We start from the raw sequence: 24,645 nt of genomic DNA on the forward strand, positions 1-24,645 counted from the left end.
TGATGACCCGTCCGTTTCTCTTTATATTTTTCGTTTAGTCGTCATGCTGTTCGATCGCTCCGACTCCCCAGTTGTGCCTGCAGGCACAACTGGACGCAGAACGATATGATCCTCTTCCAGCCGCAGCAGTACCTTGTCCGCGTCTTTGGCGCCTACGGCTTCCAAGTAATGCTCGGGCACTTGAATCCGGCCGGAACGATCCATGACGGCATATTCAATATGGGTATCAAGACCTGTCTCTTCTCCTGCCTCGTCCTCTGACTCATGCTCTTCCGTTCGCCGAATCATCTCCGACGAAGTCCGGCCGTCCCTAATGAGCACGACTCGCTGCACTTGTTTGGCCAAATCCAAATCATGCGTCACGATAACGATGGTCAAGCCCATCTCGGCATTCAGTTTGCGGAGCAGCGCCATGATCTGATCCGATGTCCGCGTATCCAGCGCGCCCGTCGGCTCATCGGCGAGCAGCAGCTTCGGCCGGTTAGCCAGTGCGATTGCGATGGCCACGCGCTGCTGTTCGCCGCCCGAGAGTTGTTGAAGCTTGTGGCCGCTCCGAGAACCTAGCCCGACTGCTTCGAGCAGCTCCATCGCCCGAAGCCGTTTCTTCTTCCGGTCATGGAGCAGCATCGGAATTTCAACATTCTCTCTCGCTGTCAAGTAGGGGACGAGATTTCGAGCTTTATTTTGCCAAATAAATCCGACTGTTTCACGTTTATAGACGTTCTGCTCGTTGTCGGTCAGCTTCAGCATATCCTTGCCAGCAATCGTCAAGCGGCCAGCCGAAGGGCGGTCCAGACCCCCTAGCATGTTCAGCAAGGTTGATTTGCCGCTGCCTGAATTACCGATGACAGCGACCATTTCGCCTTGGTTTACCTGCAAGTTCAATCCTTGCAGCGCAACGACCTCGATTTCGGCAGTTTTATAGATTTTAACTAGATTCTCGCATGTAATCAATAGCTAATCCTCCCCGAGCTTGACCGCTTGGTGAATATTCATTCGCTTGAGCAGCCAGGTCAGTATGACGAGCGCGGCAGCAAGCATGAAACAGGTCGAGATGCCGAGCCTGAAGATGTCCGTATGATCCGAAATGACTTGGAACGGCGGCACAATTCGGCCAGGATCGAACGAGAGCTGGAACAACGGCACGTAAATTTGCCCAGCGGCGAATCCGGTCGCGATGCCGATGAAGAAACCGGCCCCCGTCGTCAGCAGCTGCTCCAGCGTTATCATGCCAAGAAGCTGCTTGAAGGAAATGCCCATGGCTCGGTATATGCCGAACTGCAGCATGCGTCCCTGGAGCGAGAGCAGCCAGAAGAGCATGAAACCAAGGAAACTAATCGCAAGCGAAATGATGAACCCCAGCGTCATGACGCCGTTGATCGCCATCCGGAACGGATCCATGCGGCTCTCGGAAATTTGGCCGATCGTATCCTCGAACTTCTCAAGCTTGATCTGGCGTTTGTCCATCTCGTCTAGCATTGCCTGTCTGTTCGCGCCTGGCTTCAGCTTCAACCAGACGTCGTACGGCTCCATGCCGAGCTCGTTCTGGATGGTATCCAAATGTCCGACGATCAGCATCGGATTCCGCGGCTTCCCATCATCACCTTCCTTAGCTCCGGCGACCGGATTGGGGTTGAATGCCGGAAAATAAGGAATGATGCCGTATACGACGAGACGCGTCGGCCTGATCCCTTCCCAGCCGACATCCAGCGTATCGCCTACTTTGGCGCCGTAATAATCGGCGGCGGTTTTCGAAAGCAGCACCGCATGCGTATCCGAGGCAATTAAATTCATATATTCATAGAACGGGTACGGCGTCAGACTGTCCTTCATCCACGCGGCATTGCCGAAGGCATCCGTATCGATGCCCACCAGCTTGACCTTGCCGCTCTTCGTGCCCAGCCAGGCTTCCCCTTCTTCCTTCGTAAACACCTTCGCGGCCGTATCTACGCCCGGCAGCGATTCGATCAATTCGAACGGCGGCTCCAAGTAGTGGATGATGTCCGGCGGCGGCGCTGACTGCACCGGCTGTGTCGACTGCGGAATCGGCGAGGCGGCAGGCGGCTTATCGTTCTCCCAGTGCTGGCGAAGCACGATGTCGCTGCCGGCGGCGTACCAGATTTGGTCTTCCATATTCGTGTTCAGCGTTCGTGCCGTATTTGCATTGTAGATACCCGTGCCGACAGTCAGAATCAGAAACAGCATGAGCCCGTGATAGATGCGATTCCGGCGGATAACCAGCAGCAGCGTCGTGTAATATTGCGGCGCCCACAGCTTCCTGCCAACCCGGTAGAAGAGCGCCACGAACAGTGGATACAGCCGAATCATCAGAAGGCCGAAGCCGAGTATGAACAACGTCGGGATCGTATAGAGCAGCGGATCGGCGGACAGCGATTTACCGTCGAGCCCCAGCTTGACGAGGTCCGACATTCGCTGACGGAACACATATTGTCCATACAATGCGACTGCAATCAGCACGATGTCGACACCGAAAAGCTGCCAAATTGGCCTTTTTCCTTCGCGAGCCTTCGCACGTTTCTGGTCGACGATCGAATTTTTCGTCGCGATGAAGACCGGAATCAGATTGAGCACCCAGGCGGCGATTACCGCGCCGGCTGCATATTTCCAGCTCTCCGCGTTCATTTCCACCTTCATCGATCCTCGGTCAACGAAATTCAGGAATGTGCTCGTCGATCCGAGTACTCGGGTAAAAGCGACGCCAAGCCATGGACCAATCGCGAAGGCCGCGATGGCGAGGAGCCCGAATTCGGCCGCATACATCAATACGAGATGAAATCTCGACGCTCCGCGGCTGCGAAGCACGGAGATTTCCGATTGCTGGCGCTCGACGAGCATGCTCGTAACCATGTAAAAGTAGAACGTGATGAGAATGAACAATGGCACGTTAAGCGACCAAAGCAGCGTACGCAAAGTCTTCTCACGCTCGCTGTATGCGATCATTGCCTCGCTTCCCGGCACAGAGACGGCGGAGCTGACAGAATAGTTGTACGCCCCCATCATGTCCGGCGCCAGGTTCGACTTCAGCTGCAGGACATAAGCGGCCGTATCGAGATCGAATTGCGAATAATCGCCGATCGCCGTCCCGCCTAGCTTGCCGATGATGATCGGACGCTTCGCAATGAAATCCTGTTCGAACAACCGAGCCGGCAGGAAGAGCGTGTTCTGATCGTTCTTCAAATCCTGCATGCCCCAGAACGGATCGCTCAGATCCTTCTCCACGATGACGGCGACCGGCTTGATGCGGATCGTTTGCCCTTTCACCTTCGGATCCTTGATATCGTACTCCTGCCCGAGCAGCATCCCGAGTTGTCCGAGCGCGCTGTCTGTGACCATGACCTCGTAAACGCCGCTTACCTTCGATGTCGAAGGCAGCTTGCCGTCAATTAATCGAACATGATCTTCGATGCCGGAGCGCATGGCAAGTTTGGCGCTGCGTTTTACTTTAGGATCAATGCGCGTAGGATCGGCAGGCGTAAGACCGAATCGAACCGTCTCGACTAACCTCTGATCCTGCGTGACATGGAGCAGCGGGCTGCCGGTGATATGCGAAGACCAATAAGCATCAAATCTGTTCAACACGTTTGCCTGCACCTTTGCGTTGTCGGTCTGCATGGTGAACTGCGCTGCGATCATCCCTGGGTGATCCCCTGTCTGTTCGTAGCTACGTTCCAAGTCCTGCACGAGCATATGATGCAGAACGGCATTTTTGTAGATCGGCATACTGGACGTTAGCGCGATACATAAGAGCATGCCGCTGAATAAGCAGATGACGAGCCAGTAGTTTCTGGCCATCTTTCGAAGAAGCATGATGAGAACGGACATAATCTCCTCGATTCCCCCCGGTGGCTTACGGAAGAATAATCTTCATTCCTTCCTGAACGCCTTTCACAATCTCGTATTCCGTCGCGGTTGTGAGACCGGTCTCGATATCGATCTCCTTGCGCCGCTCTCCTTCCAGCACTTGAACGAACGTACGGCCGAAATATGCGCGGATCGCGCTCTTCGGAAGCACGATGACGTTATCGCGGCGGGCGGCAATGATCCGAGCTTCCGCATGCGCGCCGAACGAGGCGCCTTCGGGTTGCTTGGCCAGCTCGATGTACACGGTTTTACTGTATTCATCGCGCAGCCGTTCGTCAGCCGTCTCCGGAGCGGAAGCTGGCGTTTGCGTCACCTTGCCCTTGTACGTTTTGTCCTTATAAATGACATCCGCATCCATTCCGATCTTTATATCGGCAAGCGCCGAATTGGCGGTTACCTCGAGAGAGAGCCGCATGCCGCTAGGCTGAGCGACTGCCACCAGCACCCGCTCTGCGTCGAAATGATCACCTGGCTGCAGATCGGTCGAATAGGAGACGACGCCATCCGTTTTGGCACGTATGACGCTGCTGTCCGCCTTCGACTTCGCCTTGTTATACAGCAGCTCTGCCAGCTCTAAATCCAGCTTCGCAATATGCGTGTTCTCCTTGTCCCCGGCTTTAATGGCATCGCCTAGCGTCTTCTTCTTGCGTTCGTAATCAATTTGACGTTCAAGCAGTTCGATGTCGGACCCGCTATTCTCAAGCGTTACGAGCACGTCGCCTTTCTTCACGGCACTCCCCGCCCTAACGTCCACGGAATGAATGACGCCGGCGTCCTGCAGTTGGTAGTATTCGATCATTGTTGGCACAAAGGTCGCTGAGCCCGCAACCTGCTTGACGATGCTGCCGTTCTTGGCGTCAATCGTCCGGACTTCAGCCTGCGCCGGCTTGACGAGCGGAGGCTTTAAGGGCGTTTGCTCATTCGGCAGCAGACTGCAGCCTGCCGAAGCGGAGCTCGCGAGGAGCAGTACTCCGAGCGCAAACGCCCGGGTTTTATGCACGCTTGATGCTTTCCGAACCAATTCGTCCATCCTCCAATGCATGAACCTGATCGACAAGATCCATGATGTGCGGGTCGTGGGTTGTGAGCACGACGCTTACGCCTAAGGTGCCAACCAGTTCACGGAATACTTCAATGATTTGTTTGCCCATGCGGGAATCCAATTCGGCTGTCGGTTCGTCCGCCAAGATCAGCTTCGGCTTGTGGGCGATAGCCCGTGCGATCGCGGTCCGCTGCTGCTCGCCGCCCGACAGTTCCTGCGGGCGATGGTGCATGCGCTGCGCCAGCCCGACAAAGGCAAGTGCCTCCTCGGCTAACTGTTTGCGTCCTGCAGCAGGCAATCCGGCAATCCGAAGTCCTAATTCGACGTTCTCAAACGCGCTCAAGTACGGCACCAAAGCAAACGATTGGAAAATCAACCCGATTTCTTTTTTTCTCATCTCGTTCTTCTGCTGTTCACTCATTCGGCTTCCGTCTCTGTCGCCGTAGAAGATCGAGCCTTCGCTCGGCGAATCCAGCGCGCCCATAATATTAAGCAAGGTCGTCTTGCCCGAGCCGGACCGCCCCTTCAATGCAATCAAAGAACCCGTGCCGACGCTCAGCGAAGCGCCTCTTAATGCGAAAACCTGCGTTTCTCCTCTTCCGAAAACGCGCGTCACATTGCGGACATCCAATATCGGAGCTCTTGAAGCATTTAATCCACTCAAAATCAATCCCCCTTCGTCAAGCGGCATTGTTTCAGTAAGCGATTACATTTCTACACCACTACTATAGCAAACAGTAAAAATTTAGTATATCTGTTTTGCAAACTTTAGTTATTTTGTTATTCATATTTTTAGGGAAACCCTAAAATTTCGTTCGGATCATTATCTGAATAACCGAGCCCGTCTTCTGCGCAGATGCAAAAAGCCCAGGAATCTCATCCTGGGCTTTCGCATTTAGGCTACATTAATTCTGAGCAAAACAAAAGGATAACCAATCATACATACCTGCAAAATCAATTCAAGATTGTATTGGTACAAGATCTTCGGTTAGATATTCTGGTATTTATGTCAACAGTAAGAACTACCTTGGCTGCAATAGGCTTCCCTCATTGGCATTATCCTCGTTACTGCTTGCGAGTGGAATCTTAACCACAAAAGAAGTTTTACCCTCATTACTCGCAGCGGAAATTGAGCCATGATGAAGCTCCACGATGTTCTTGGCGATTGCGAGACCTAGCCCAGAGCCGCCGGTATTCCGTGAACGAGACTGCTCGCCGCGATAAAACCGTTGGAACAACAATGGAATGATCGCCGCTGGCAGAGGCTCGCCATAGTTGGCTACCTCAACGACTGCCTGAACTCCTTCGCTCTTGACCTCGATATCGATCCTTCTGCCATCTTTGCCATATTGAATGGCATTGGCGATTAAATTCTCAAATACCCGTACAAGCTTGTCCCCGTCTGCATCGATTATGATGGAATGTTCCGGTAGTGCCAAGCAGCATTTCATCCCGGCCTGCTCAAATTGGAGACGGAATTGTGCCGCCAATTGGCCTACCATCTCTACAAGATTTATTGGTGATGGATGAAGTATCAATCCCCCGCTGGTCCTCGTATATTCGAACAAATCGTCGATCATCGTTTTCAGTCTGATTGATTTCTCGTAGGCGATCTGTGCGAAATGCCGAAGCTCCACTTCGTCTCGGTAACGGTCCGCTTCGATCAACCTCAAATACCCGACAATAGACGTTAAAGGTGTCCGCAAATCATGGTTAACGTTAGTAACGAGCTCGACTTTGGTCCGCTCCGCACGCCGCTCTTCCTCAATCGAGAGCTTAAGTTGAACAGTCATCCTATTAATGTTTTCTGCCAATCCCCCAAGCTCGTCATTTCCTTGTACCGGTAACCGCGTATCGAAATCCCCGCCGGCGATCTGTTCGATTCCTTGCGAAATGCGCAACAAATACCGGATTGCCGAGCGGCTGAATATGTAGAAATACATAAAAAAGAAACAAAGGCATGCAATAATAAACGTGGCCAAGAGGCCGAGCTGTCTCAGAGCCTCACTCAATATAGGAGGGAGATCGAGATATTCATTACTATACGCGCTGGCCGCAGCCAGGTATATCAAACCGACTGTCAAGACGGAGGCTAGTATGCTGATGCCGAATAAATATAACATCTTGAAACGAAGGCTCTTCCACGGACTAAGAATCAATTTTGTACCCTACTCCCCATACGGTCTGTATCAGCTTCACGCCGCCCAGCTCGCTATCCAATTTATCCCTAAGCTTGCTAATATGAACCATTACGGTGTTCGTGGAATCCAGAAACTTGTCCTTCCATACCGCTTCGAATATCGCCTCCGCACTAAACACCTGACCAGCATGGCTCGCCAGAAAATAGAGAATATCGAACTCCGTCGACGTCAAATTAATGCCGCGGTCCTCCACAGTTACGGTGTGCGATTTCTTGCTTATTTTCAGAGGATGAATCTGAATGATGTCTTGCTCCTGTGCAGCATGAAGCTGTGTATTTAAGTAATTGGACCTGCGCAGCAGAGACTTCACCCTTGCAATCAGCTCAAGCGCATTAAACGGCTTCACCATATAGTCGTCAGCGCCTGTCGTCAACCCCATAATCTTGTCCATGTCCTCCGCTTTTGCGCTCAGCATCAAGATCGGAATGCCATACTGCGCACGTACGGCCCGGACAACCTCCAAGCCGTCCATCTCCGGCATCATCACATCGAGGATCATCAACTGGACATCCTCCTTGGCGATCACCTCCATTGCCTCACGGCCGTTGCCAGCTATCAAGACTTGATAGCCTTCGTTTGTCAAATAGATTTTGATCAGCTCCGCGATCTCAATGTCGTCATCCGTAATCAAAATTTGAATGGTATTCATAAAAAACCCCCATCTATATTCCGGTTAATGAATGTGGCTATAGTCTATCAGAAATCTTCTCCATAGCGGATCACTCCGAAACACAAATAAGAAATTCTTAAGGTTTCCTTCAGGTTGTATTACGAACTGCTGCGGGCTCGTAAGTTATCCTTGGTTATAGAACAACGGACAAGAATAATACCCGGAGGCATGAACATATGAGAACAAAGCTATACGTGCTATACGGCGGAAAATCCGTCGAACATGAAATATCGCTCAAAACGGCCGTTACGGTTCTTGGTTCCATTGACGAAAGCCGCTTCGAGATTTATCCCGTTTATATTACCCGAGAAGGCTTGTGGTGCACGCCGGAACAACTTACCCAGAAAGAATTGACGGCCGAACATTTGATTGCAGAGCCCAAGTTTCACGATCCTGCCAGGTCCATCGGCGAAATCCTATCCGGCGTGATGGCAATGTCTGGTGCCAAGGTCGTATTGCCGCTATTGCATGGCCCAAACGGAGAAGATGGTACCGTACAAGGCCTGCTTGAACTGCTGAATGTCCCGTATGTCGGGAATGGAGTGCTGGCTTCCGCATTAACTTTGGATAAGGCGATGTCGAAGCATGTGCTTGCACAAGCCGGCATTCATCAGACGGAGTACCTGGCATGCCGTTACGAGGAATGGAGAACGGATGAGAACATGCTGCTGCTCAAAGCGGAAGAATCCATTGGGTATCCATGCTATGTCAAACCTGCCTCCCTCGGTTCCAGTATCGGTATTAGCAGATGCACGAACCGCGTGGAGTTGATCGCCGGTATCCATGAGGCTTTCTCCTATGATCAGAAGCTCGTTATCGAGCGCGAGGTGATCGGCCGGGAAATCCAAGTAGCTGTTATGGGCAATGGCAAGCCTGTTGCCTCATTGCCCGGCGAATTCATACATGATCACATCTTCTTTAATTACGAATCCAAGTACATGGACAAACGGCTTACCATGTCAATTCCCGCTGAGCTGCCCGAGGATCTAACCCAGGGAATCCGCACGTTGGCTATACAAGCCTATCAAGCGCATGGTTGCGAAGGTCTTGCGCGCGTCGACTTCTTCCTTGACGGAGAAGGTCGATTGTATCTCAACGAAATTAATGCGTTGCCCGGATTCACGAATTTCAGTATGTATCCCGTTATGTGGGAACGCACTGACGGAACCTCCTACTCCGAGCTGATTGAACATTTAATTGGACACGCGATCTCTAGGCACGAAGATAAACAAACCATTCAATATAAGAAATAAGCGAGGTGTACGGGATGTTACGAAACACTTGGGCTGAAATTAGTTTGAACCGTATTCGTGAGAATATGCTGAACATCCGCCGATCTCTTCCAAAAAAAGTGAAGCTGATGGCAGTCGTAAAGGCAAACGGCTATGGGCATGGCGATATAGAGTCGGCTATGGCCGCGATTAGGGGCGGTGCTGATTACTTAGCAGTTGCCTATCTCGAAGAAGGGATCAAGCTGCGCGACGCCGGGTTGAAGTGTCCTATTCTCGTGTTGACGCCTATCCAGGCTGAGCATGTGCAATTGGCGCTTGAGCACGACTTAGCCTTAACCGTTACAAGTGCCAAATGGTTTTCCGAGATGCGTGCCTTTAAGCCGTATGGCTCCGAGAGCAAGCTTCGGGTTCATGTCAAAATGGATACAGGCCTTGGGCGAATCGGCATTCGCACGAAACAAGAATGGGATGAGCTTGTTCCGTTGCTGCGGTCCGAAGATATCGAAGTAGATGGTTTTTATACGCATTTTGCAACGGCCGGCCAGGCCGATACCAGCTTCTTGAATCAGCAGGCTTCCCGCTTTATCGAGATGAAAGCTTGGGGTTCTTCATCCGGTCTGGACATCCGTCATTATCACTGCGCTGGCAGTATTGCCGCGTTAAGGTTTCCAGAACTGGCGATGGATATGGTCCGAATCGGCGCGGCGATGTACGGATTCTATCCTTTGAATCTTTCTTGTCCTGTTAAGCTCAAGCCGGCCATGAGCCTGCATAGTCAACTCATCCAGGTGAAGAAGCTGGCAAAAGGCGAAGTGCTCGGTTACGACAATTCCTACCGAGCCGAAAAGGATGAATGGATCGGAACAGTTCCGATCGGATATGCAGATGGCTGGACGCAGCGGATGCAAGGCACGGATGTATTGGTCGGTGGGCGGCGTGCTCCTATTGTGGGCAAAATCTGCATGGATCAGCTAATGATTAAGCTTCCAGGGCCTTGTGAGGAAGGGACACCTGTTACTTTAATCGGTTCTCAAGACGAGCAGTGTATTACTTTCGCGGAGCTTGCTGTCCATATCGGAAGCGTGCCGCAAGAAGTATCCACTTCGCTTGGAGTTAGAATTGCAAGAACTTACAACGATTGCGAGGAGGCGCGCGCAGGATGGGACAACCAAACTTGGCCAAGCAAAATCTATCGGGCCGTCATATAACGAGTCGTACGATTCAGGCTGCTAATTTCGGAATTCACCAAGGACATCTGGTTCTGATCAATCCCGGGAACCCTATTCAACAGACGATTTCTCCCGATCGTTTAATCCCGCTATGCTCGATTCCGGCTATCCATACAATGAAAGAAGATATACTGCTGGAGCAGACCTGTTTAGGTCATTTGACTGCCCTTCTCGAGGCATCCCAAGGAATAGACCATATTATTGCTGTAAGCGGCTATAGGTCCAAGCAAGATCAGGAGCAAATTTATAACGATTCATTGGCCGAGAACGGCGCAGATTACACCGCACGCTATGTCGCATTGCCTGATCGGAGCGAGCATCAAACAGGCCTGGCCATTGACGTTGGCATGTTGCGCGAGGATGTCGATTTCATCGCGCCAGCTTTTCCGGACTCCGGCGTATATATGTCCTTCAAGCAGCTAGCTGCACGCTTTGGTTTCATACAGCGCTATAAGCAAGGAAAAGAAGCTCTCACGCAAATCTCATGCGAGCCATGGCATTTCCGATATATCGGTTATCCGCATGCCGAGATTATGGAGCGGCAAAATTGGTGCTTAGAGGAATATATTGATGTACTCAGAAGCTACATCTACGACAACGACCATCTTCTCTATGAGGATGACCAATCCTTCGTTGAGATTTATTACTTTCCGGCTGACATTGGAGCTTATACAACAATTCCTCTTGTATTATGCGATCGATACCTCTTATCGGGGAATAATGTAGACGGGTTTATTGTGACAGCATTTCTTGATAAAAGCAGGCGCGCTTATGGCTAGATCGAATTACGGCGGGCTCGATTGGCTTAAATTCATTGCTGCTCTCCTGGTTGTTGCCAATCACACGAGCCCGCTTAAATCTTTCAGCGCTACTGCAGATTTTCTCGTGAGCAATCTGCTTACCCGCATTGCCGTTCCCATCTTCTTCATGACTGCCGGATTCTTATTGTTCCGCAGGCTGACAGGAGACCCGTCAACGGATCGGATGGCTCTGCGCAGCTACCTGTTGAAAATCTTAAAGTTATATACAATCGCAATTGTGCTCTATCTTCCGCTGAATTTGTATATGGGTTATTTTCACGATTCCTGGTCTCCGTATTCATTCTTGAAGGACATCGTATTCGACGGTACCTTCTATCATTTATGGTATTTGCCTGCATTACTTATTGGCCTCATCCTCACTTTTATGATGTACAGGATCATGTCGTTCAAAGCCATGCTTGCTTCGGCAGGCTTCTTATATATCATCGGACTGCTTGGAGACAGCTACTATGGCATCATGCACAATAGCAAAGGGCTCAACCAAATCTATGAGGGCATGTTTACGGGATTTGATTACACCCGCAATGGACTGTTCTATGCCCCAGTTTATTTGTTTCTTGGCGCTTGGGCCTCCAAGAAGAACACACCGGCGAGACCGGGAATCGTCAATGCATCCTTATTCGCTATATCGCTCGGATTGATGTTCGCAGAAGGGATGCTCCTGCATTCGGCAGACATACCTCGGCATGACAGCATGTATGTGTTCGCGCTGCCTGCAACTTATTATTTATTTCGTTGGGCTTTGCAGTGGAAGGTGCCGGCAAGCAGAAGGTTTCGGGAGTGGCGGACATGGGTGTATATTCTACATCCGTTAGCCATCGTTCTTGTTCGGGGAGCAGCTAGAGCGACGCATTTGAAACGGCTGTTTATTACGAACAGCTTGCTACATTTCATCGCTGTATGTGTATTCTCGATCGGCATTTCCGTAGTTTCAGTTTGGTTGTTATCCGTTATCCGGAAACGCCGCCTTTGGCGAATATCTAACGCTATAGGTTAGCCAGCCATGAATGGTTCTTTATAAAAAACAAGCGATTGAGCAGTTCTGCTCAATCGCTTGTTGCCATATTTAGGAATGACCGCAGATAGCGCATTACCTATTCTTCATACCTATCTTACAGAGCCAATACGATCACGAGTGCAATCAAGGCAGGCATCCCTTGAACAAACCAGATTGAACGCTTCGCTGTCGCTCCACCGTAAAGCGCTGCAACTAGAATGCAAATCAAGAAAAAGATTTCGATCGATTCCCCGGTCTGATCGTTCGGATGTACCATTCCCCACACCAAGCCAGCTGCAAGAAACCCGTTATATAAGCCTTGGTTCGCGGCAAGCGTTTTCGTGGCCACCGCCTCTTCCTTCGTCATTCCGAATGACTTCATCGCACGCGGTGTCGTCCACAGAAACATCTCCAATACAAGAATATAGAGATGCTCCAAAGCTACAAGTCCAACCAGCAGTGTTCCAACCATGTATCGTTCCTCCCCAAAGGCTTACTATTCTAGCGTAGTCTATTAATGATTCTGTTATCCAATCGCCATCATAACATCCGAATGTTATGTCAGTGTCTATAAATTGTCAATGATAACATTTTCGCTGCGTTCCTGTCACAAGTTGGCCATATCTATCCTTTATTCTGAACTTCGGACAAATACAATTTTCTGAGCGATCAGATGAAGACGGCCGTAATGAAATATGAATCCATGCATCCCAACGTACATATACAGCTCCAAGCAACACCCTCTTATGGGAAAGATTTGGACGAAGCAGCTGCTTACAGGGAGAAGTTCTTGACCACCACGAATACTGCAATTTTGGCGGATAAAGGTCCCGATCTAGTGGAATTGGACATCTTGCCTTTAGAAGCTTATGCGGATCGTCATCTGCTCGTTGATTTGCAAGACATGATCTCAGGAGATGCATCGTTTCGTTCGCAAGATTACTTCACCAACATCTTGGACAATGCGAGAATGAATAATGGTCTGTGGGGCATACCTCTGTACTTCTATCTTGACGGTTTGCTTGGCAATGCAGAGGTAATCGGCAAAACCGGGATATCGATTAACGACAGCGAATGGACGTGGGACGATTTCATAGATACAGCTGAGCAATTGCAGCAGAAAGGCGAGTATAAAACCGCGCTAATTAGCGAGCCTTCCATCCTGCTGAGCGAGATGGTCGCTGATAATTTCACTCAGCTCGTCAAGGAGGAGAGCGGAGAGCGAAAGTTTGATTCGGATTCGTTTGTCGATCTTATGCATCAAGTGAAGGCTATGATCGATGACGGCCTGCTGTTCGACATGGTCGCGGATGGCGGCGGAAGAGGCAGCGCGATCACCTTAAGCACGAAGGCTTACTTCAACGCATGGCCGATCGATTCGTTTGAAAGTTATTTAATGAACGGTTTTGCCGATCAAACGAAACTATATACGAAGCCGCATCCGCATGAATTAGGCGCTGGAGGTTACTATTCCACTAAGGGCACGATAGGCATTAACGCAAGTTCCACCCACAAGCGGGAGGGTGGACTTTCCTTAAATTTCTCATGGACGACGAAGCGGAGTCGTTGACCGATTATTCCAAAGAAAGCTACGGTTTTCCAATCAACAAGCTTGCATACGATTTGCAAGTCAAGAAATTGGAAGATGCGGGTACCTTGCAATCAGAATTGCACGCTGAGGTGACCGTTGACACCGAAATACTCGATCCGTTAAAAGAAGCTTTGACGGGAGCCGTCCATTGGGTGCGGGCACCTTCAAAAATAGAAGAAACGATTCGGAATGAATCCAAAGTGTATTTCAGCGGCCAGAAAACCGCCGAAGCCGTCGCAAAGCTTGTTCGGAGCAAAATCAATCTCATACTTAATGAATGATCGTCATGCCGTGTGATACGAAGGAAATACAAAGCTTGCATGAAGCGTTAAGGAAAAGCCGCGATATTCGCGGCTTTTTCTAATGAGATATTTGGAACCTATCAGCTGCACTATTACCCCTTATTCCAAGTTTTCCTTAACTGCGTAGCAATGAACATAAGCGGGATATATCCATAAATAAAATAAAGTCCGACGTCTGAATAAAACTCGGCCATCCATCGAAATGAGCTGCGGTCCTTCAGAAAACACTCTAATATCAAAAATCCGACCAGAAAAGCAAGCAAGCTCATTCGCGGTTTTATCTGTAAGACGACGCTTTTCATTCCACGGCATGCCGCCCATAAGCTCAAACATATGCCTGATAAATTCTTTAGCAACCACAAGGAAATCGCTAAATATTCTACTCTCTGGAAAACGGGTGTCTCAATAATCTTGAGCATATTAAGCGTTGGCCAAGAGATTTCGCGCAGCTGCCCTTCACTGAAATACATAAACGTTACGATTAATACCATCAAATACAGTAGTGTCACAAAGAACACCATCGAATGTGCCCATTTTTGAGATTTTTCCGGTGATTTAATGAATGGGTAAAAGAGCAGAAGTGCTTCAAATCCCAGGAATTGATATAGCATGCTTTTAGAGGAGAGCAATATGTCGGTTATTGAATGGTTTAAAAGAGGCATCAAATTTAACGGATGTAAATACGGCAACAGTGACAAATTCTCTGGAATAATAAAAATAAGTGTCATAAGGAATCCCAAGAAACATAGTCCGGTAACAGTCCGAAACCCGCCTGATACGGTATAGTATATAAACGACACCAAAACGACGCTTATAGGTAAAATTTTCATTGCTGGAAAGAGCCAGACTCGAATAACTTCAATATAGGCTTTATATTCAATATAAGCTCCGAAAAAAAAATAAAGAACGATTGCGAGATTGATTATGTTCCCTGCAATTTTCCCGAAACATGCATTGTTGATTACAGTTATATCTAGACCTGCTTGATTAGAACTTAAAATCTTATAAATCATCCATATGATGAAATGAAGGCTGATCCCCACTAAAATAACAGAAATATAAGCATTATATCCAGCATGCTCGGCCAATTCTCGTTGGAAATTCAGAACTCCGACCCCGACCATACTGACATACATTAGAGGTACAATTAGGAAGGGAGATATTAAGTATTTTTCGTCAACAGCATTTTTCATGTACGAAACACCTCACCAAGCTATACTTCCAGACTTCGTTCAAGCACTACCAGTACTGGCAATCTTAACCTGAACGCTTACTGTTGTTTTTATTCGTTGATAAATCTTTTCAAAATCCTGGGCATTCCATTCCCTAGACCGACCTCTTACTAAGTCGCCCAGGCCGACTGGATCAACCTTATTTTTCTTCAATAGGGAAAGAAATTTTTCAATTTCTGTTCTAAAATAAGAACTCAACGCTTTTTCAAGTTGTGTAAGCTGCTCTTCTGATCTCAAATCCACCCATTCCGGGACATTCTGAAGTTCCGTCACCAATTTCAATCGAATTGAAATTGATGGGACTGGATTAACAGTGCTCACAATATAGTTTGCCTTTGAATGCATGCTTCTCAATAAAATAAAATCTTCACTCGGTTTGTTTGATGCTTTTCCTGCAAGCGGAACCATAAGGCTTCCATTCTTCGAGTTCTGAATAAGCATTTTTAATAAGAAAGCGTCCTTCATGCTAATTTCGGTTATCTTTCGATCCCTTCTAAATAAAGCCAGACCATCGATTATTACTTCTCCGTGCTCTATTCTTAAATACGGTAAAAACATGTCTCGTCCTTCACCATAATAATTAAACAAGGATACATGAAGGTTCATCAACGGTAAATTTCCGCTTCTCATGTTTTGCTCAATCATATCCGATAAATAAAACGGTTCTTGGGTTTTTTTGGTGATTTCCAACAATTCCGAAGCATCCCGATCCGCGACTGCAAGCTGAATCCGCGATGAAAATTTAGGATCGCGGAGAAAATGATGGAGTACAGTCCCAGTCCCTTTTTCTGCACTCGTTTTTCCGAATAAAACCATGCTTATCTGTCCCCTTTCAAGGGGATCATTTGTCATCGTATTTAGTCGTGGCAGAGAAATATTAGAGTTGGAAACCGTATGTAAAATTTGCAGTTCTGTTTTTCCCTGTTCTTTAAAGTGAGAAATTAAAACAGCGGTTTTTTTGCCATTCGAAACGGTATCAAAGCTAATCGCATGGACAAGACAAATCTGATTCACAATTCTTTGATCGGAACAAGCCGATAAAACGGCGAACAAAATGATAACCGAAAAGGTTTTCCATCTGTACATAATGGCCCTCTTTCATCATTTATTCTTCATCGAGGTTATTTTTCTGTTTAACTGCTTTTTTAGGCAAATACTTAACTGAAGATTTGGGTCTTAAACGTTGAGGTCTTTTATTCAGAATTTGAAAGGATGAACGTATAAAACTGTCGCTAAATTCCATAATCCTTAAGGGGAAAATCGGAACAACGTAAGGAGAGCCTAATGATCTTAAACGAATAAGATGGACGAACAGAAAACCCACCCCGATAAATATGCCAATCCCCCCCCATAACGCTGACAGAATGATAATCGGAAAGCGTAAAAATCGTATCGTATTTGACATCTTATATATCGGTGTCGTAAATGAGGCTAAAGCCGATAGCGCGACAAGAATTAATAAAATATTACTTGTTAAAGCGGCTTGAACGGCAGCTTCACCGATAACAATTCCTCCGACAATCCCTAAGGTTTGGCCAATTTTTGTAGGTAATCTGGCCCCTGCCTCCCGAAGAAATTCAATGGTTATTTCTAAAAAGAGCACTTCAAAGAAGGGCGGAAATGGAACGTATTGTCTGGAAAAAATAAGCGGGCTAAGCAAATCTTTTGGAATGACCTCATAATGGTATGTGGTTATTGCAACATACAATGCCGAGGCAAACATCGAAAAAATGACACCGAAGATGCGAATCAATCGAAAAAAAGAACCTAATATCCAAGGCAGATAATAATCTTCTGCGGAAATGAAAAAATCATACAACGTAGCAGGGCCTGTAACAATATAAGGTGAACCATCGGAAACGACCGCGACTTGCCCACTAGTAAGTGAGTAAACCACTCGGTCCCTCCGTTCTGTGGAAACAAACAATGGAAATGGCGTGAAAGAATTGTCTGATATCATTTGGTCCAATAACGACGAATCAAACACGACGTCGTAATCAATTTCAGTAAGTCTTTTTTCAAGAGTTTGAATGTTCTGTTCATTTGTCACCCCATTGATATAAATGATTGCGACTTTTGTTTTTGAATTTGTTCCAACGATAATTTCTTTTATAATCAGGTTTGGAATATTGAGGAGTTTTCTGAGCAAACCGATGTTTGTATCCAGATCCTCTACGAAACCGATTTTAGGGCCGACGACGCTAAACTCGTTTTCCGTATCATTGTTTTCTCGCAATCCATGATTGTCGGCTAAATTAACCAATAAACACTTTTGATCGTTTTCATGAAGTTGAACGATCGCATAACCTTTCAGCAGTTTAGATTGAATAGTGGTTATCTCGTCGGTAATCTCTACATCATTAATGGGAATCCAGGCCTTAATATCTTCGATATCCTTGATTTCGGAATCCAATGACCGATTTTGCAATACAAGAATCAAATGCTGCTGCATCCACTTCGCATCGATTAAAGTACTATAATAGAAAATACTCACTTCTTGTTTACCAAGTAAAATCACAGTTGTCTTAAAGTCACTCGATTGTCTGGATAATTGTAATAATTCACCGAGGTTTTTAAATTCTGAAGTCATTGCGATATAAACCCTTCCTGGCTAAAGTCTCTAAATAGTTTTGGACTGTGTTATTTTTTGGTAAAAGCCTCCTTTTTATTCACACCACAACGTTTTTCCCTAGCCCTTGTTGAGAAGTTCAGGATGCGTTGACATCATGAGCTTTATCAAGCATGATGAATCGACAGAGACTTCTATATAAATGATTGATACCTTTTTCCTAAAATGGAGGAATTCATACATGGAGGAATACCAAATGAATAAACTATGGTATTTATCTCAAATCAGCATTTTTGAGGAAATGACCAGCGAAGAAATGAAGGAAATTGATTTACTAAATACCATTCATCATTTCAATTGGATAGCGAAAGAAGCCTTGGTTCAAACTCCCGATACGATTCGCGAAGGTCTTTCTTTCGTCAAAGAAGGCAAGCTTAAGGTATACAAACTAAACGAAAGTGGGAAGCAGTTTACTCTAAGTATATTGACTCGTGGGAATATGTTTGGTGAAATTAATGCCATCTCGTTTGGTACTAAAGATGTTTTCATTGAAGCCATGGAACCTACACTAGTTTGCTCTATATCGGAAGCAGAATTCGACCGGCTTATGCTAAGCAGACCGATTCTGGCGTTGAAACTTCTAAAAGCAGTTAGTGAACGGTTGAAGGAAAGAGAAGAACAATTAGAACAAATTGCATTCAACAGTCTCCGCGATCGGGTGATTCATATGTTGACGATGCTTAGTTCAAAATTTGGTACGATCATAGATGGTTATGCTTTAATCGATCTCCCTCTTTCGCACCAAGAGATAGCTAACATGCTTGGTGTAACTCGAGAAGCCGTCAGTGGAGTCATGAGTGGGCTTGTAAAGGATGGGGTTATCAAAACGTCTCGTAAGTCTGTTCAGGTAGATGCTGAGATACTAACCCGATCTGAATAACCTCGACCAGAGCTGCTGCAGACTGCAAACATCCCGAGAAAAGTTTTGCCAGCGATTCAGACCGAAATAAAGACGACCGGAAGCGCGTTCGCTTCCGGTCGTTTTTTTAAAGGGTTTATTGCTGTGAAGACAGGAATCAAATTCATCGTCATGCCGGCCTAGCTTGGCCACTGTCCATTCAGCAGGATATTCAATCAATTCCCCAAATCCCCATCGCATTTCAATTCACGAAGAAAAGGCCGTAAACAAATCTCTTAATTCATGAAGGATAACTTCTTGATATTCGTTGCTAACTTGATAGAGCTCTCCGATCTCCCCATATGTCTGATTCAATTTCTCCATATAATCGGCTGCCTGTTTGTCTGGATTGTTCTTTTTAAACCGATCCATCACGGCCTGAATGTAGGCTGGGCGTGCTCCCCATCTGCCTAGTACATCTCCGGACGCATTCAAGAAAACCGCGATCGGCTGATTTCGCCCGCCATTTGTAAGAAAGTGATCCATGGTTTCCAGATGCTCCTCCATGGGCAACACTTCAGTCGGAATGCCGCTCTGCTCCATCACTCGAAACAGCAAAGGAACGTTCCAGATGACGTCTGGACACCAATCTGTGCATAGTATCAAACAGTGCAGGTCGGAGCGATTGTTTAGAGCGGTAAAAAATGATTTCTGATCTTCTTGCGCCAATGTGAAGTTATCGTAGATGAAGTCAAACTTTTCTTTGGTATTCAGGATTTTGCTGTTTTCCATATTCCGATTTTTCATTCCATCCGCGAACTGCTGCGGAGAAATCCCTTGACCGATTTTGTGTTTTAGATTCAATTGTGCTTCCATTTCTTCACGCACCTTCTTCATTATTTTGGGGATACTGCAGACCGCTTTACCGCAGCTTTTACTTGATAGCATGATTATAATTCTAAGAAAATCGGAGTTCTGTAATGTAGATGACAGTTGCCGATTCTATTGGCATGTTAGCCTTTAAACTAAACTGCCAAGCCATTGAGTGATCAGTCAATCTTAATTTGTCCGGGATGGCAGGAGTAAATTCGCTCAACGAATAAACTGAGATTGCAATCGTGAGAGGAGATTTAAGGATGGAGAAACGGGAAAGAAGCTTAAAAGATGAATTGGATGCACTCCAAGCCCGTAATATGTCGCCAGAAGCCGCTGCGGCATTTGCCAAATTGATTCAGGACCTTCGAGTTCAGGGTGCAGGCGTAGGACTGAATATCGGAGATAAAGCTCCCGATTTTACTCTGGATGACGCTGCGGGCAAATCAGTCACATTATATGAAGAACTAGCCAAGGGTCCTGTCATTATCGTGTTCTATCGTGGTGAATGGTGTCCGTACTGCAATTTGCAATTGAAAGCCTATGAGCGCATCATCGATGAGATAAAAACTGCTGGTGCTCAATTGATTGCCATTAGCCCGCAAACACCGGACCATTCGCTTTCCATGCAAGAAAAACATGAACTAAGTTTCTCCGTCCTTAGCGATACGAACAACAAAACAGCAGAAAACTACAATCTTAAATACAAGCTGCCCGACTTTCAGCAAGAAATTCTGAAAAGATCTGGCATTGAGCTTAATCAATATAACGGTGATCATACATTTGAACTTCCTGTCACAGCCACATTTATTATCGATAAAAATGGAACCGTCATAGCCGGTGCCTCTGACGTAAACCATAGAACGCGGATGGAACCGTCCGAAACCTTAAAAATAGTCCGGTCATTGCAGTACTATTATTCGGAGAGTCAAATTCATTCTCGTTCGGAACCAAGAGGGTTATTTAAAGATAATATTTCTTGAAACCTGCACGTTGATATGGTTTGAAAGAGGACCGAAACGGCGAATGCCATCCGGTCCTCTTTCATTACACCAATTGGTGCATTCCATTCGCTTGCTGTGACCAAGTCGGGGAGTGTTCTTGGTATGAAGAAAATTGGTTGTTTTTCAATCTTCCAGATTCCTATGTCCATGAGACATCATCTACTACAAGAGAGTTAAAAATTTATGTGAAGAACAGGTGCTGATGAGGCAATCAAATATTGTGCTGAAGGGGTATATTTAGAAATTTTTGGGTGCTATATGAATATTACTTCTCAGAAAGAAGACAACGATATGGACATAGGCAGTAACATCATCGAGAATGAAAAAACATTTAAAACCGTATTCCAAGATTGTTCTGATGTTGTTTTCCGTGACATTACGATTCATGGAGAGACTAGAATTTTATTAATCTATGTCGATGGCATGATCAATTCCGATATTATAACTGCAAACTTACTAAAACCCTTGATTTACGATGGGCTCCTGCAAGGACTAGGGACAATCGACAGCGTCGCCCAAATGTGCGCCCAACAGCTCTTTCCAGTACTATCAACCAAGAAACTTTCCAACTTCGAACAAATAGCTGAATTCATCTTGAAGGGTAACGTTGCGATATTGGCCGATGGTGAAGAAACGGTCCTTCTAGCGGATGTCTCAAATTTTAAAACCCGATCCCCAGAAGAGCCTTTTAATGAAGCGAGCATTCGAGGTTCTAAAGAAGGATTTACGGAGTCACTGCGAATAAATACCGCCATGCTGCGAAGGATAGCTGCAACTCCGAAACTGAAGCTCGAATCGATGACGATCGGAGAACTGACTAAGACCGATATTGTTATAACTTATATTGAGGGAATTGTTTCAATGCCCGTGCTGGTTGAGGTACGTGAAAAACTGAAAGGGATACATATCGATAAAATTCTTGAATCGGGCTATATTGAAGAAAGCATTGAGGACACTCATCTATCTCCCTTCCCGCAAATGATGGTCACGGAGCGGCCTGACGTAGTAGGAGCCGGATTGCTTGAAGGTAAAGTAGCCATACTTACGGATGGCGACCCATGCGTACTTATTGTTCCAACGACGTTCTGGGAAGGCCTTTTGGCGCATGACGATTATTATGAACGATTTTTGTTCGTAAGCATGATTAGATGGGTTCGCTTTATATTTGCTTTCTTTTCCGTATTATTCCCCTCCATATATATTGTATTAACCAATTATCATATAGAAATGGTCCCATTGGAACTGATGATGACGATAGCATCGCTAAGAGAAAGGTCTCCCTTTCCGACAGTAATCGAAGTATTCATGATGGAATTCGTATTTGAGGGCCTTCGTGAAGCCGGCATCCGTTTACCAAAGCAGATAGGGCCTCTCGTAAGCATTGTTGGAGCACTGATTATAGGGGAAGCGGCAGTCCAAGCTGGAATCGTTTCCGCTCCTATTGTTATCGTCGTAGCCGCTGCGGGAATCTCATCATTTATCATTCCGAGATTTCGGTTTGGTTATGCTCTCCGGATATTAAGATTCCCCTTATTGATATTATCCGGAACATTCGGCCTATTCGGATTGGGGATTGGAATGATGGCGATATTGATTCACTTGATCCATCTAAGTCCATTCGGTACCCCCTATTTAACCCCCGTTGCTCCGCAGATCGCGCGTAAATTCACGCACCTGATCCTCCGAAGGCCTCGGAAGCGTGTAATAGAAACTTCTTAACAATGAGGCAGATCAACCATGATTAAGGTAAGCAAACTTTGTTTAGTCGTGCTTCTAACAGTATGGATCACAACCGGCTGCTGGAACTTAAAGGAACCGGATCAACTCGCATTCTCTTTAGGGGCAGGCTTGGATTTATTAGAAGACGGCCAGTTACAATTGAGCTCTCAAATCGTTATACCCTCTGGCATGGGCGGTCAAGAAGGAAGCATCGGTAAGAAAAATAAAACCTTTCGTGTGGTTAGCGCGACTGGAAGGAACGTTTACGATGCAGTCCCCAACATCCAGTTACAGCTGCCGAGAAGTCTATTTATCGGGCAACGCAGGATTATTCTCATCGGACAACGTTTGGCGGAGCATGGAATCGACGATCTGTTCGACGAGTTTATTCGTAATCCTCAATCAGAAATGCGTTCAAGGATATATGTCGTGAAAGACGCCGATGCGAAAGACATCCTTGCTGCAACGCCTATTTTCGAATCATATTCATCTACGGAACTCGTTGATAAACAAGAGGCAATAGGTTTAAAAAGCTATTATTTCCGAAATTTCTTATCAGATGCTTTGAGACCGAGCCTGCAGCCCATTCTTCCTGCTTTAAGCTTATCGGCCTCAAAACAAACCGTGTATTCCGGTTCTGCGATATTCAACAAAAATGACGGTTTGAAACTAATCGGATTTCTAAACACCCAAGAGGCGGCATATGCCAATTGGATCACAGGCAGACAAAAGCGTTTGGTCGTTACTTCCTTCGTCAAACGGGGACAAGGAACGGTTAGTTTGAAACTGCATACGTTAGATCGACGAATCCGCGTGAAAATCGTCAATCATGAAATTAAAATCGAAGTTCGACTCAAAGGAAAAGGAACACTGGTCGAGAACAATTCAAACTTGAATCCAACCAAAGAAAATGATCTGCGAATCATTCAAGTCGAACTCAGTCGAATAACTCAAAAATCCGTACAACAATTAATTGAAAAAGTACAAAAACAGTATAAGACGGACATATTCGGGTTTGGCGAAAGCGTTCATCGACATTATCCTTCCCAGTGGAAAGCATTGAAAAAAAATTGGTACGCTACTTTTCCCGGTCTTGATGTTAAGGTCAAAGTAGAACTTCAATGCAGTGACCCGGGCGAAGCCAATTCTTCAATCAAAATCATACCTTAATGAATGCCTAAATACGGTTAGGATATACATCCTCGTATAAGAGAAGGAAGGAAAGATGAGCCTTTCAGGCTGGCAGTTGATATGGATTATCATAACGGAAGTCTGCGCGATAATTGGGATTAGAATTTCACCGGCAATTGCCGCATCGAACCAAGATGCGTGGCTTTCCATACTCATTGGTGGAGTATTCGGAACTGTCTTGACACTTCTTGTCGTTCATCTCAGCATGCTTCACCCTAATCAGACTTTGACTCAATTCAGCCGCGGTATGTTGGGCAATTGGCTAGGGAGAATGATTACGCTGCCCTACCTCATAGCCTGGTGCTTATTTTGCGCGGGGCTCCTGCGTGAGTTTTCAGGGTTTCTACAGCCGATCTTAATTGATCGAACACCACTGTGGATCATGATGCTGCTCATATTAAGCCTTATGATTTTTTTGACCTATTCCTCCGGAATGAAGGGAATCGGTCGATTCTGCGAGATAATAGGACCTCTTATTATCTTTGTGTTGATTGTCAGCTTTATCTTAAATGTAAGCAACGCGGATTGGCATAATCTGCTCCCTGTCTATGTGGATTCCGGATGGATCAGCATTATTAAGGGATCAGTTGGTCCCGCATTTTGGTTTCCAGGACCGTTCACTTTATTGGTTCTTATCGCTTTTATGAAAAATCCGCAACAAGCGATTTCAAAATCTATGATTGGCCTGGGCATCACCGTTTCAATGGTTCTAGTTGCCACGCTTATGGTGTTAATGGTTTTTGGGCCGAATTTTGCCTCTAAAATAAGGTTTACTTATTTCATGTATGTAAGAACCATTGATATATTAAATTTCATTCAAAATGTGGATATCTTCTTTATGTTTATTTGGCTTTTCGGAGTGACCGCCCAATTATCCTTATATTTGTTTATCGCCAGTTACGAGATGGCGCAGTGGTTCAACGTGAAGAATTGGCGAAGAATGATTTGGTTCATCGCACCGGTTATTTTTATTTTGGCAATTTTGATCCCGAACGAGACGGCATTTACATTCTATGACAGTTTTTGGATGAATGTGATATTCCCCGTTTGCGGTATCGGTATCCCCTTTCTATTATGGATCGTTTCAATCGCCAAAAGAAATGAATCGAATAAAAAGATCGACAATAATTGCAGAAAAGGATGAAGAGGAGCCTGGTTATGACAGGCTCCTCTTCATCCTTCTTTCTGCTAA

Annotated in this window: 22 protein-coding genes; 11 read left to right on the top strand and 11 right to left on the bottom strand. The window is 46.3% G+C overall.

Translation table 11 applies throughout. From position 1 onward, the window contains the following. Window positions 1-21: 21 nt before the first annotated feature. The 6 genes from A8990_RS08750 to A8990_RS08775 all read right to left on the bottom strand — a co-directional run bounded on the left by A8990_RS08750 (window position 22) and on the right by A8990_RS08775 (window position 7,774). Entirely contained in the window at window positions 22-954 is a 933-nt protein-coding gene (locus A8990_RS08750; protein WP_116188640.1) for an ATP-binding cassette domain-containing protein, read from the bottom strand. A 3-nt stretch (window positions 955-957) separates the two neighbouring features. After that, window positions 958-3,843, bottom strand: a complete 2,886-nt coding sequence (locus tag A8990_RS08755) for an ABC transporter permease (protein WP_116188641.1) — start codon at window positions 3,841-3,843, stop codon at window positions 958-960. A 25-nt stretch (window positions 3,844-3,868) separates the two neighbouring features. Further along, on the bottom strand, window positions 3,869-4,903 hold the full coding sequence (locus A8990_RS08760; protein WP_181909476.1) for an efflux RND transporter periplasmic adaptor subunit: 1,035 nt from the start codon (window positions 4,901-4,903) through the stop codon (window positions 3,869-3,871). Continuing rightward, window positions 4,875-5,615, bottom strand: coding sequence for an ABC transporter ATP-binding protein (locus A8990_RS08765; RefSeq protein ID WP_116188643.1), 741 nt, complete (start codon window positions 5,613-5,615; stop codon window positions 4,875-4,877). The genes A8990_RS08760 and A8990_RS08765 overlap by 29 nt, the downstream gene beginning before the upstream one ends. A gap of 331 nt (window positions 5,616-5,946) precedes the next feature. Beyond that, window positions 5,947-7,047, bottom strand: coding sequence for a sensor histidine kinase (locus A8990_RS08770; protein WP_342772809.1), 1,101 nt, complete (start codon window positions 7,045-7,047; stop codon window positions 5,947-5,949). A 25-nt stretch (window positions 7,048-7,072) separates the two neighbouring features. Next, a complete protein-coding gene (locus tag A8990_RS08775) occupies window positions 7,073-7,774 on the bottom strand; it encodes a response regulator transcription factor (RefSeq protein ID WP_116188645.1) in 702 nt (233 codons plus the stop codon). 197 nt (window positions 7,775-7,971) lie between these two features. On the opposite strand from A8990_RS08775, the gene A8990_RS08780 reads away from it, so the two are divergent. The 4 genes from A8990_RS08780 to A8990_RS08795 are packed head-to-tail and all read left to right on the top strand — an operon-like array spanning window position 7,972 to window position 12,074. Then, a complete protein-coding gene (locus A8990_RS08780) occupies window positions 7,972-9,048 on the top strand; it encodes a D-alanine--D-alanine ligase family protein (protein WP_116188646.1) in 1,077 nt (358 codons plus the stop codon). Between the two features lie 14 nt (window positions 9,049-9,062). Further along, the gene (alr, locus tag A8990_RS08785; protein ID WP_116188647.1) at window positions 9,063-10,235 is read left to right on the top strand and encodes an alanine racemase; all 1,173 of its coding nucleotides are present in this window, start codon (window positions 9,063-9,065) and stop codon (window positions 10,233-10,235) included. Then, window positions 10,187-11,035 carry a D-alanyl-D-alanine carboxypeptidase family protein gene (locus A8990_RS08790; protein WP_245995911.1) on the top strand — a complete coding sequence of 283 codons (849 nt, stop codon included), beginning with the start codon at window positions 10,187-10,189 and terminating at the stop codon, window positions 11,033-11,035. The genes alr and A8990_RS08790 overlap by 49 nt, the downstream gene beginning before the upstream one ends. Further along, a complete protein-coding gene (locus tag A8990_RS08795) occupies window positions 11,028-12,074 on the top strand; it encodes an acyltransferase (protein ID WP_116188648.1) in 1,047 nt (348 codons plus the stop codon). The genes A8990_RS08790 and A8990_RS08795 overlap by 8 nt, the downstream gene beginning before the upstream one ends. A gap of 115 nt (window positions 12,075-12,189) precedes the next feature. Here the strand turns inward: A8990_RS08795 and A8990_RS08800 are convergent, their stop codons facing one another. After that, window positions 12,190-12,546 carry a DUF1304 domain-containing protein gene (locus tag A8990_RS08800; protein ID WP_116188649.1) on the bottom strand — a complete coding sequence of 119 codons (357 nt, stop codon included), beginning with the start codon at window positions 12,544-12,546 and terminating at the stop codon, window positions 12,190-12,192. Window positions 12,547-12,762: 216 nt separating this feature from the next. Between A8990_RS08800 and A8990_RS08805 the strand changes: the two genes are divergently transcribed. Together A8990_RS08805 and A8990_RS08810 are read left to right on the top strand one after the other, a co-directional pair. After that, the gene (locus A8990_RS08805; protein ID WP_181909477.1) at window positions 12,763-13,644 is read left to right on the top strand and encodes an ABC transporter substrate-binding protein; all 882 of its coding nucleotides are present in this window, start codon (window positions 12,763-12,765) and stop codon (window positions 13,642-13,644) included. Next, on the top strand, window positions 13,641-13,946 hold the full coding sequence (locus A8990_RS08810; RefSeq protein WP_147306790.1) for a hypothetical protein: 306 nt from the start codon (window positions 13,641-13,643) through the stop codon (window positions 13,944-13,946). The genes A8990_RS08805 and A8990_RS08810 overlap by 4 nt, the downstream gene beginning before the upstream one ends. A gap of 113 nt (window positions 13,947-14,059) precedes the next feature. Here the strand turns inward: A8990_RS08810 and A8990_RS08815 are convergent, their stop codons facing one another. From A8990_RS08815 to A8990_RS08825, 3 genes are read right to left on the bottom strand one after another with little or no spacing between them, the layout of a single operon-like run. Continuing rightward, entirely contained in the window at window positions 14,060-15,160 is a 1,101-nt protein-coding gene (locus A8990_RS08815; RefSeq protein WP_116188652.1) for a GerAB/ArcD/ProY family transporter, read from the bottom strand. Between the two features lie 39 nt (window positions 15,161-15,199). Then, complete coding sequence (locus tag A8990_RS08820; RefSeq protein WP_116188653.1) at window positions 15,200-16,285, bottom strand: Ger(x)C family spore germination protein; 1,086 nt, start codon at window positions 16,283-16,285, stop codon at window positions 15,200-15,202. 19 nt (window positions 16,286-16,304) lie between these two features. Then, complete coding sequence (locus A8990_RS08825) at window positions 16,305-17,789, bottom strand: spore germination protein (RefSeq protein WP_116188654.1); 1,485 nt, start codon at window positions 17,787-17,789, stop codon at window positions 16,305-16,307. A 235-nt stretch (window positions 17,790-18,024) separates the two neighbouring features. Here A8990_RS08825 and A8990_RS08830 point away from each other — a divergent pair, with 235 nt between their 5' ends. Then, the gene (locus tag A8990_RS08830; RefSeq protein WP_181909478.1) at window positions 18,025-18,708 is read left to right on the top strand and encodes a Crp/Fnr family transcriptional regulator; all 684 of its coding nucleotides are present in this window, start codon (window positions 18,025-18,027) and stop codon (window positions 18,706-18,708) included. Window positions 18,709-18,933: 225 nt separating this feature from the next. Here A8990_RS08830 and A8990_RS08835 read toward each other — a convergent pair whose 3' ends face one another. After that, window positions 18,934-19,542, bottom strand: coding sequence for a thioredoxin family protein (locus A8990_RS08835; protein ID WP_116188656.1), 609 nt, complete (start codon window positions 19,540-19,542; stop codon window positions 18,934-18,936). Window positions 19,543-19,802: 260 nt separating this feature from the next. Here A8990_RS08835 and A8990_RS08840 point away from each other — a divergent pair, with 260 nt between their 5' ends. The 4 genes from A8990_RS08840 (at window position 19,803) to A8990_RS08855 (ending at window position 24,597) form a co-directional block, all read left to right on the top strand. Continuing rightward, window positions 19,803-20,522, top strand: coding sequence for a peroxiredoxin-like family protein (locus tag A8990_RS08840; RefSeq protein WP_116188657.1), 720 nt, complete (start codon window positions 19,803-19,805; stop codon window positions 20,520-20,522). Between the two features lie 312 nt (window positions 20,523-20,834). After that, window positions 20,835-22,262 carry a spore germination protein gene (locus A8990_RS08845; RefSeq protein WP_245995912.1) on the top strand — a complete coding sequence of 476 codons (1,428 nt, stop codon included), beginning with the start codon at window positions 20,835-20,837 and terminating at the stop codon, window positions 22,260-22,262. An 18-nt stretch (window positions 22,263-22,280) separates the two neighbouring features. Next, on the top strand, window positions 22,281-23,432 hold the full coding sequence (locus A8990_RS08850; RefSeq protein ID WP_116188659.1) for a Ger(x)C family spore germination protein: 1,152 nt from the start codon (window positions 22,281-22,283) through the stop codon (window positions 23,430-23,432). 55 nt (window positions 23,433-23,487) lie between these two features. Next, window positions 23,488-24,597, top strand: coding sequence for a GerAB/ArcD/ProY family transporter (locus A8990_RS08855; protein ID WP_116188660.1), 1,110 nt, complete (start codon window positions 23,488-23,490; stop codon window positions 24,595-24,597). The last annotated feature ends 48 nt before the right edge of the window (window positions 24,598-24,645 follow it).

Origin of the sequence: Paenibacillus taihuensis (genome assembly GCF_003386535.1) — a bacterium.
Taxonomy (GTDB): Bacteria; Bacillota; Bacilli; order Paenibacillales; family Paenibacillaceae; genus Paenibacillus_Z; species Paenibacillus_Z taihuensis.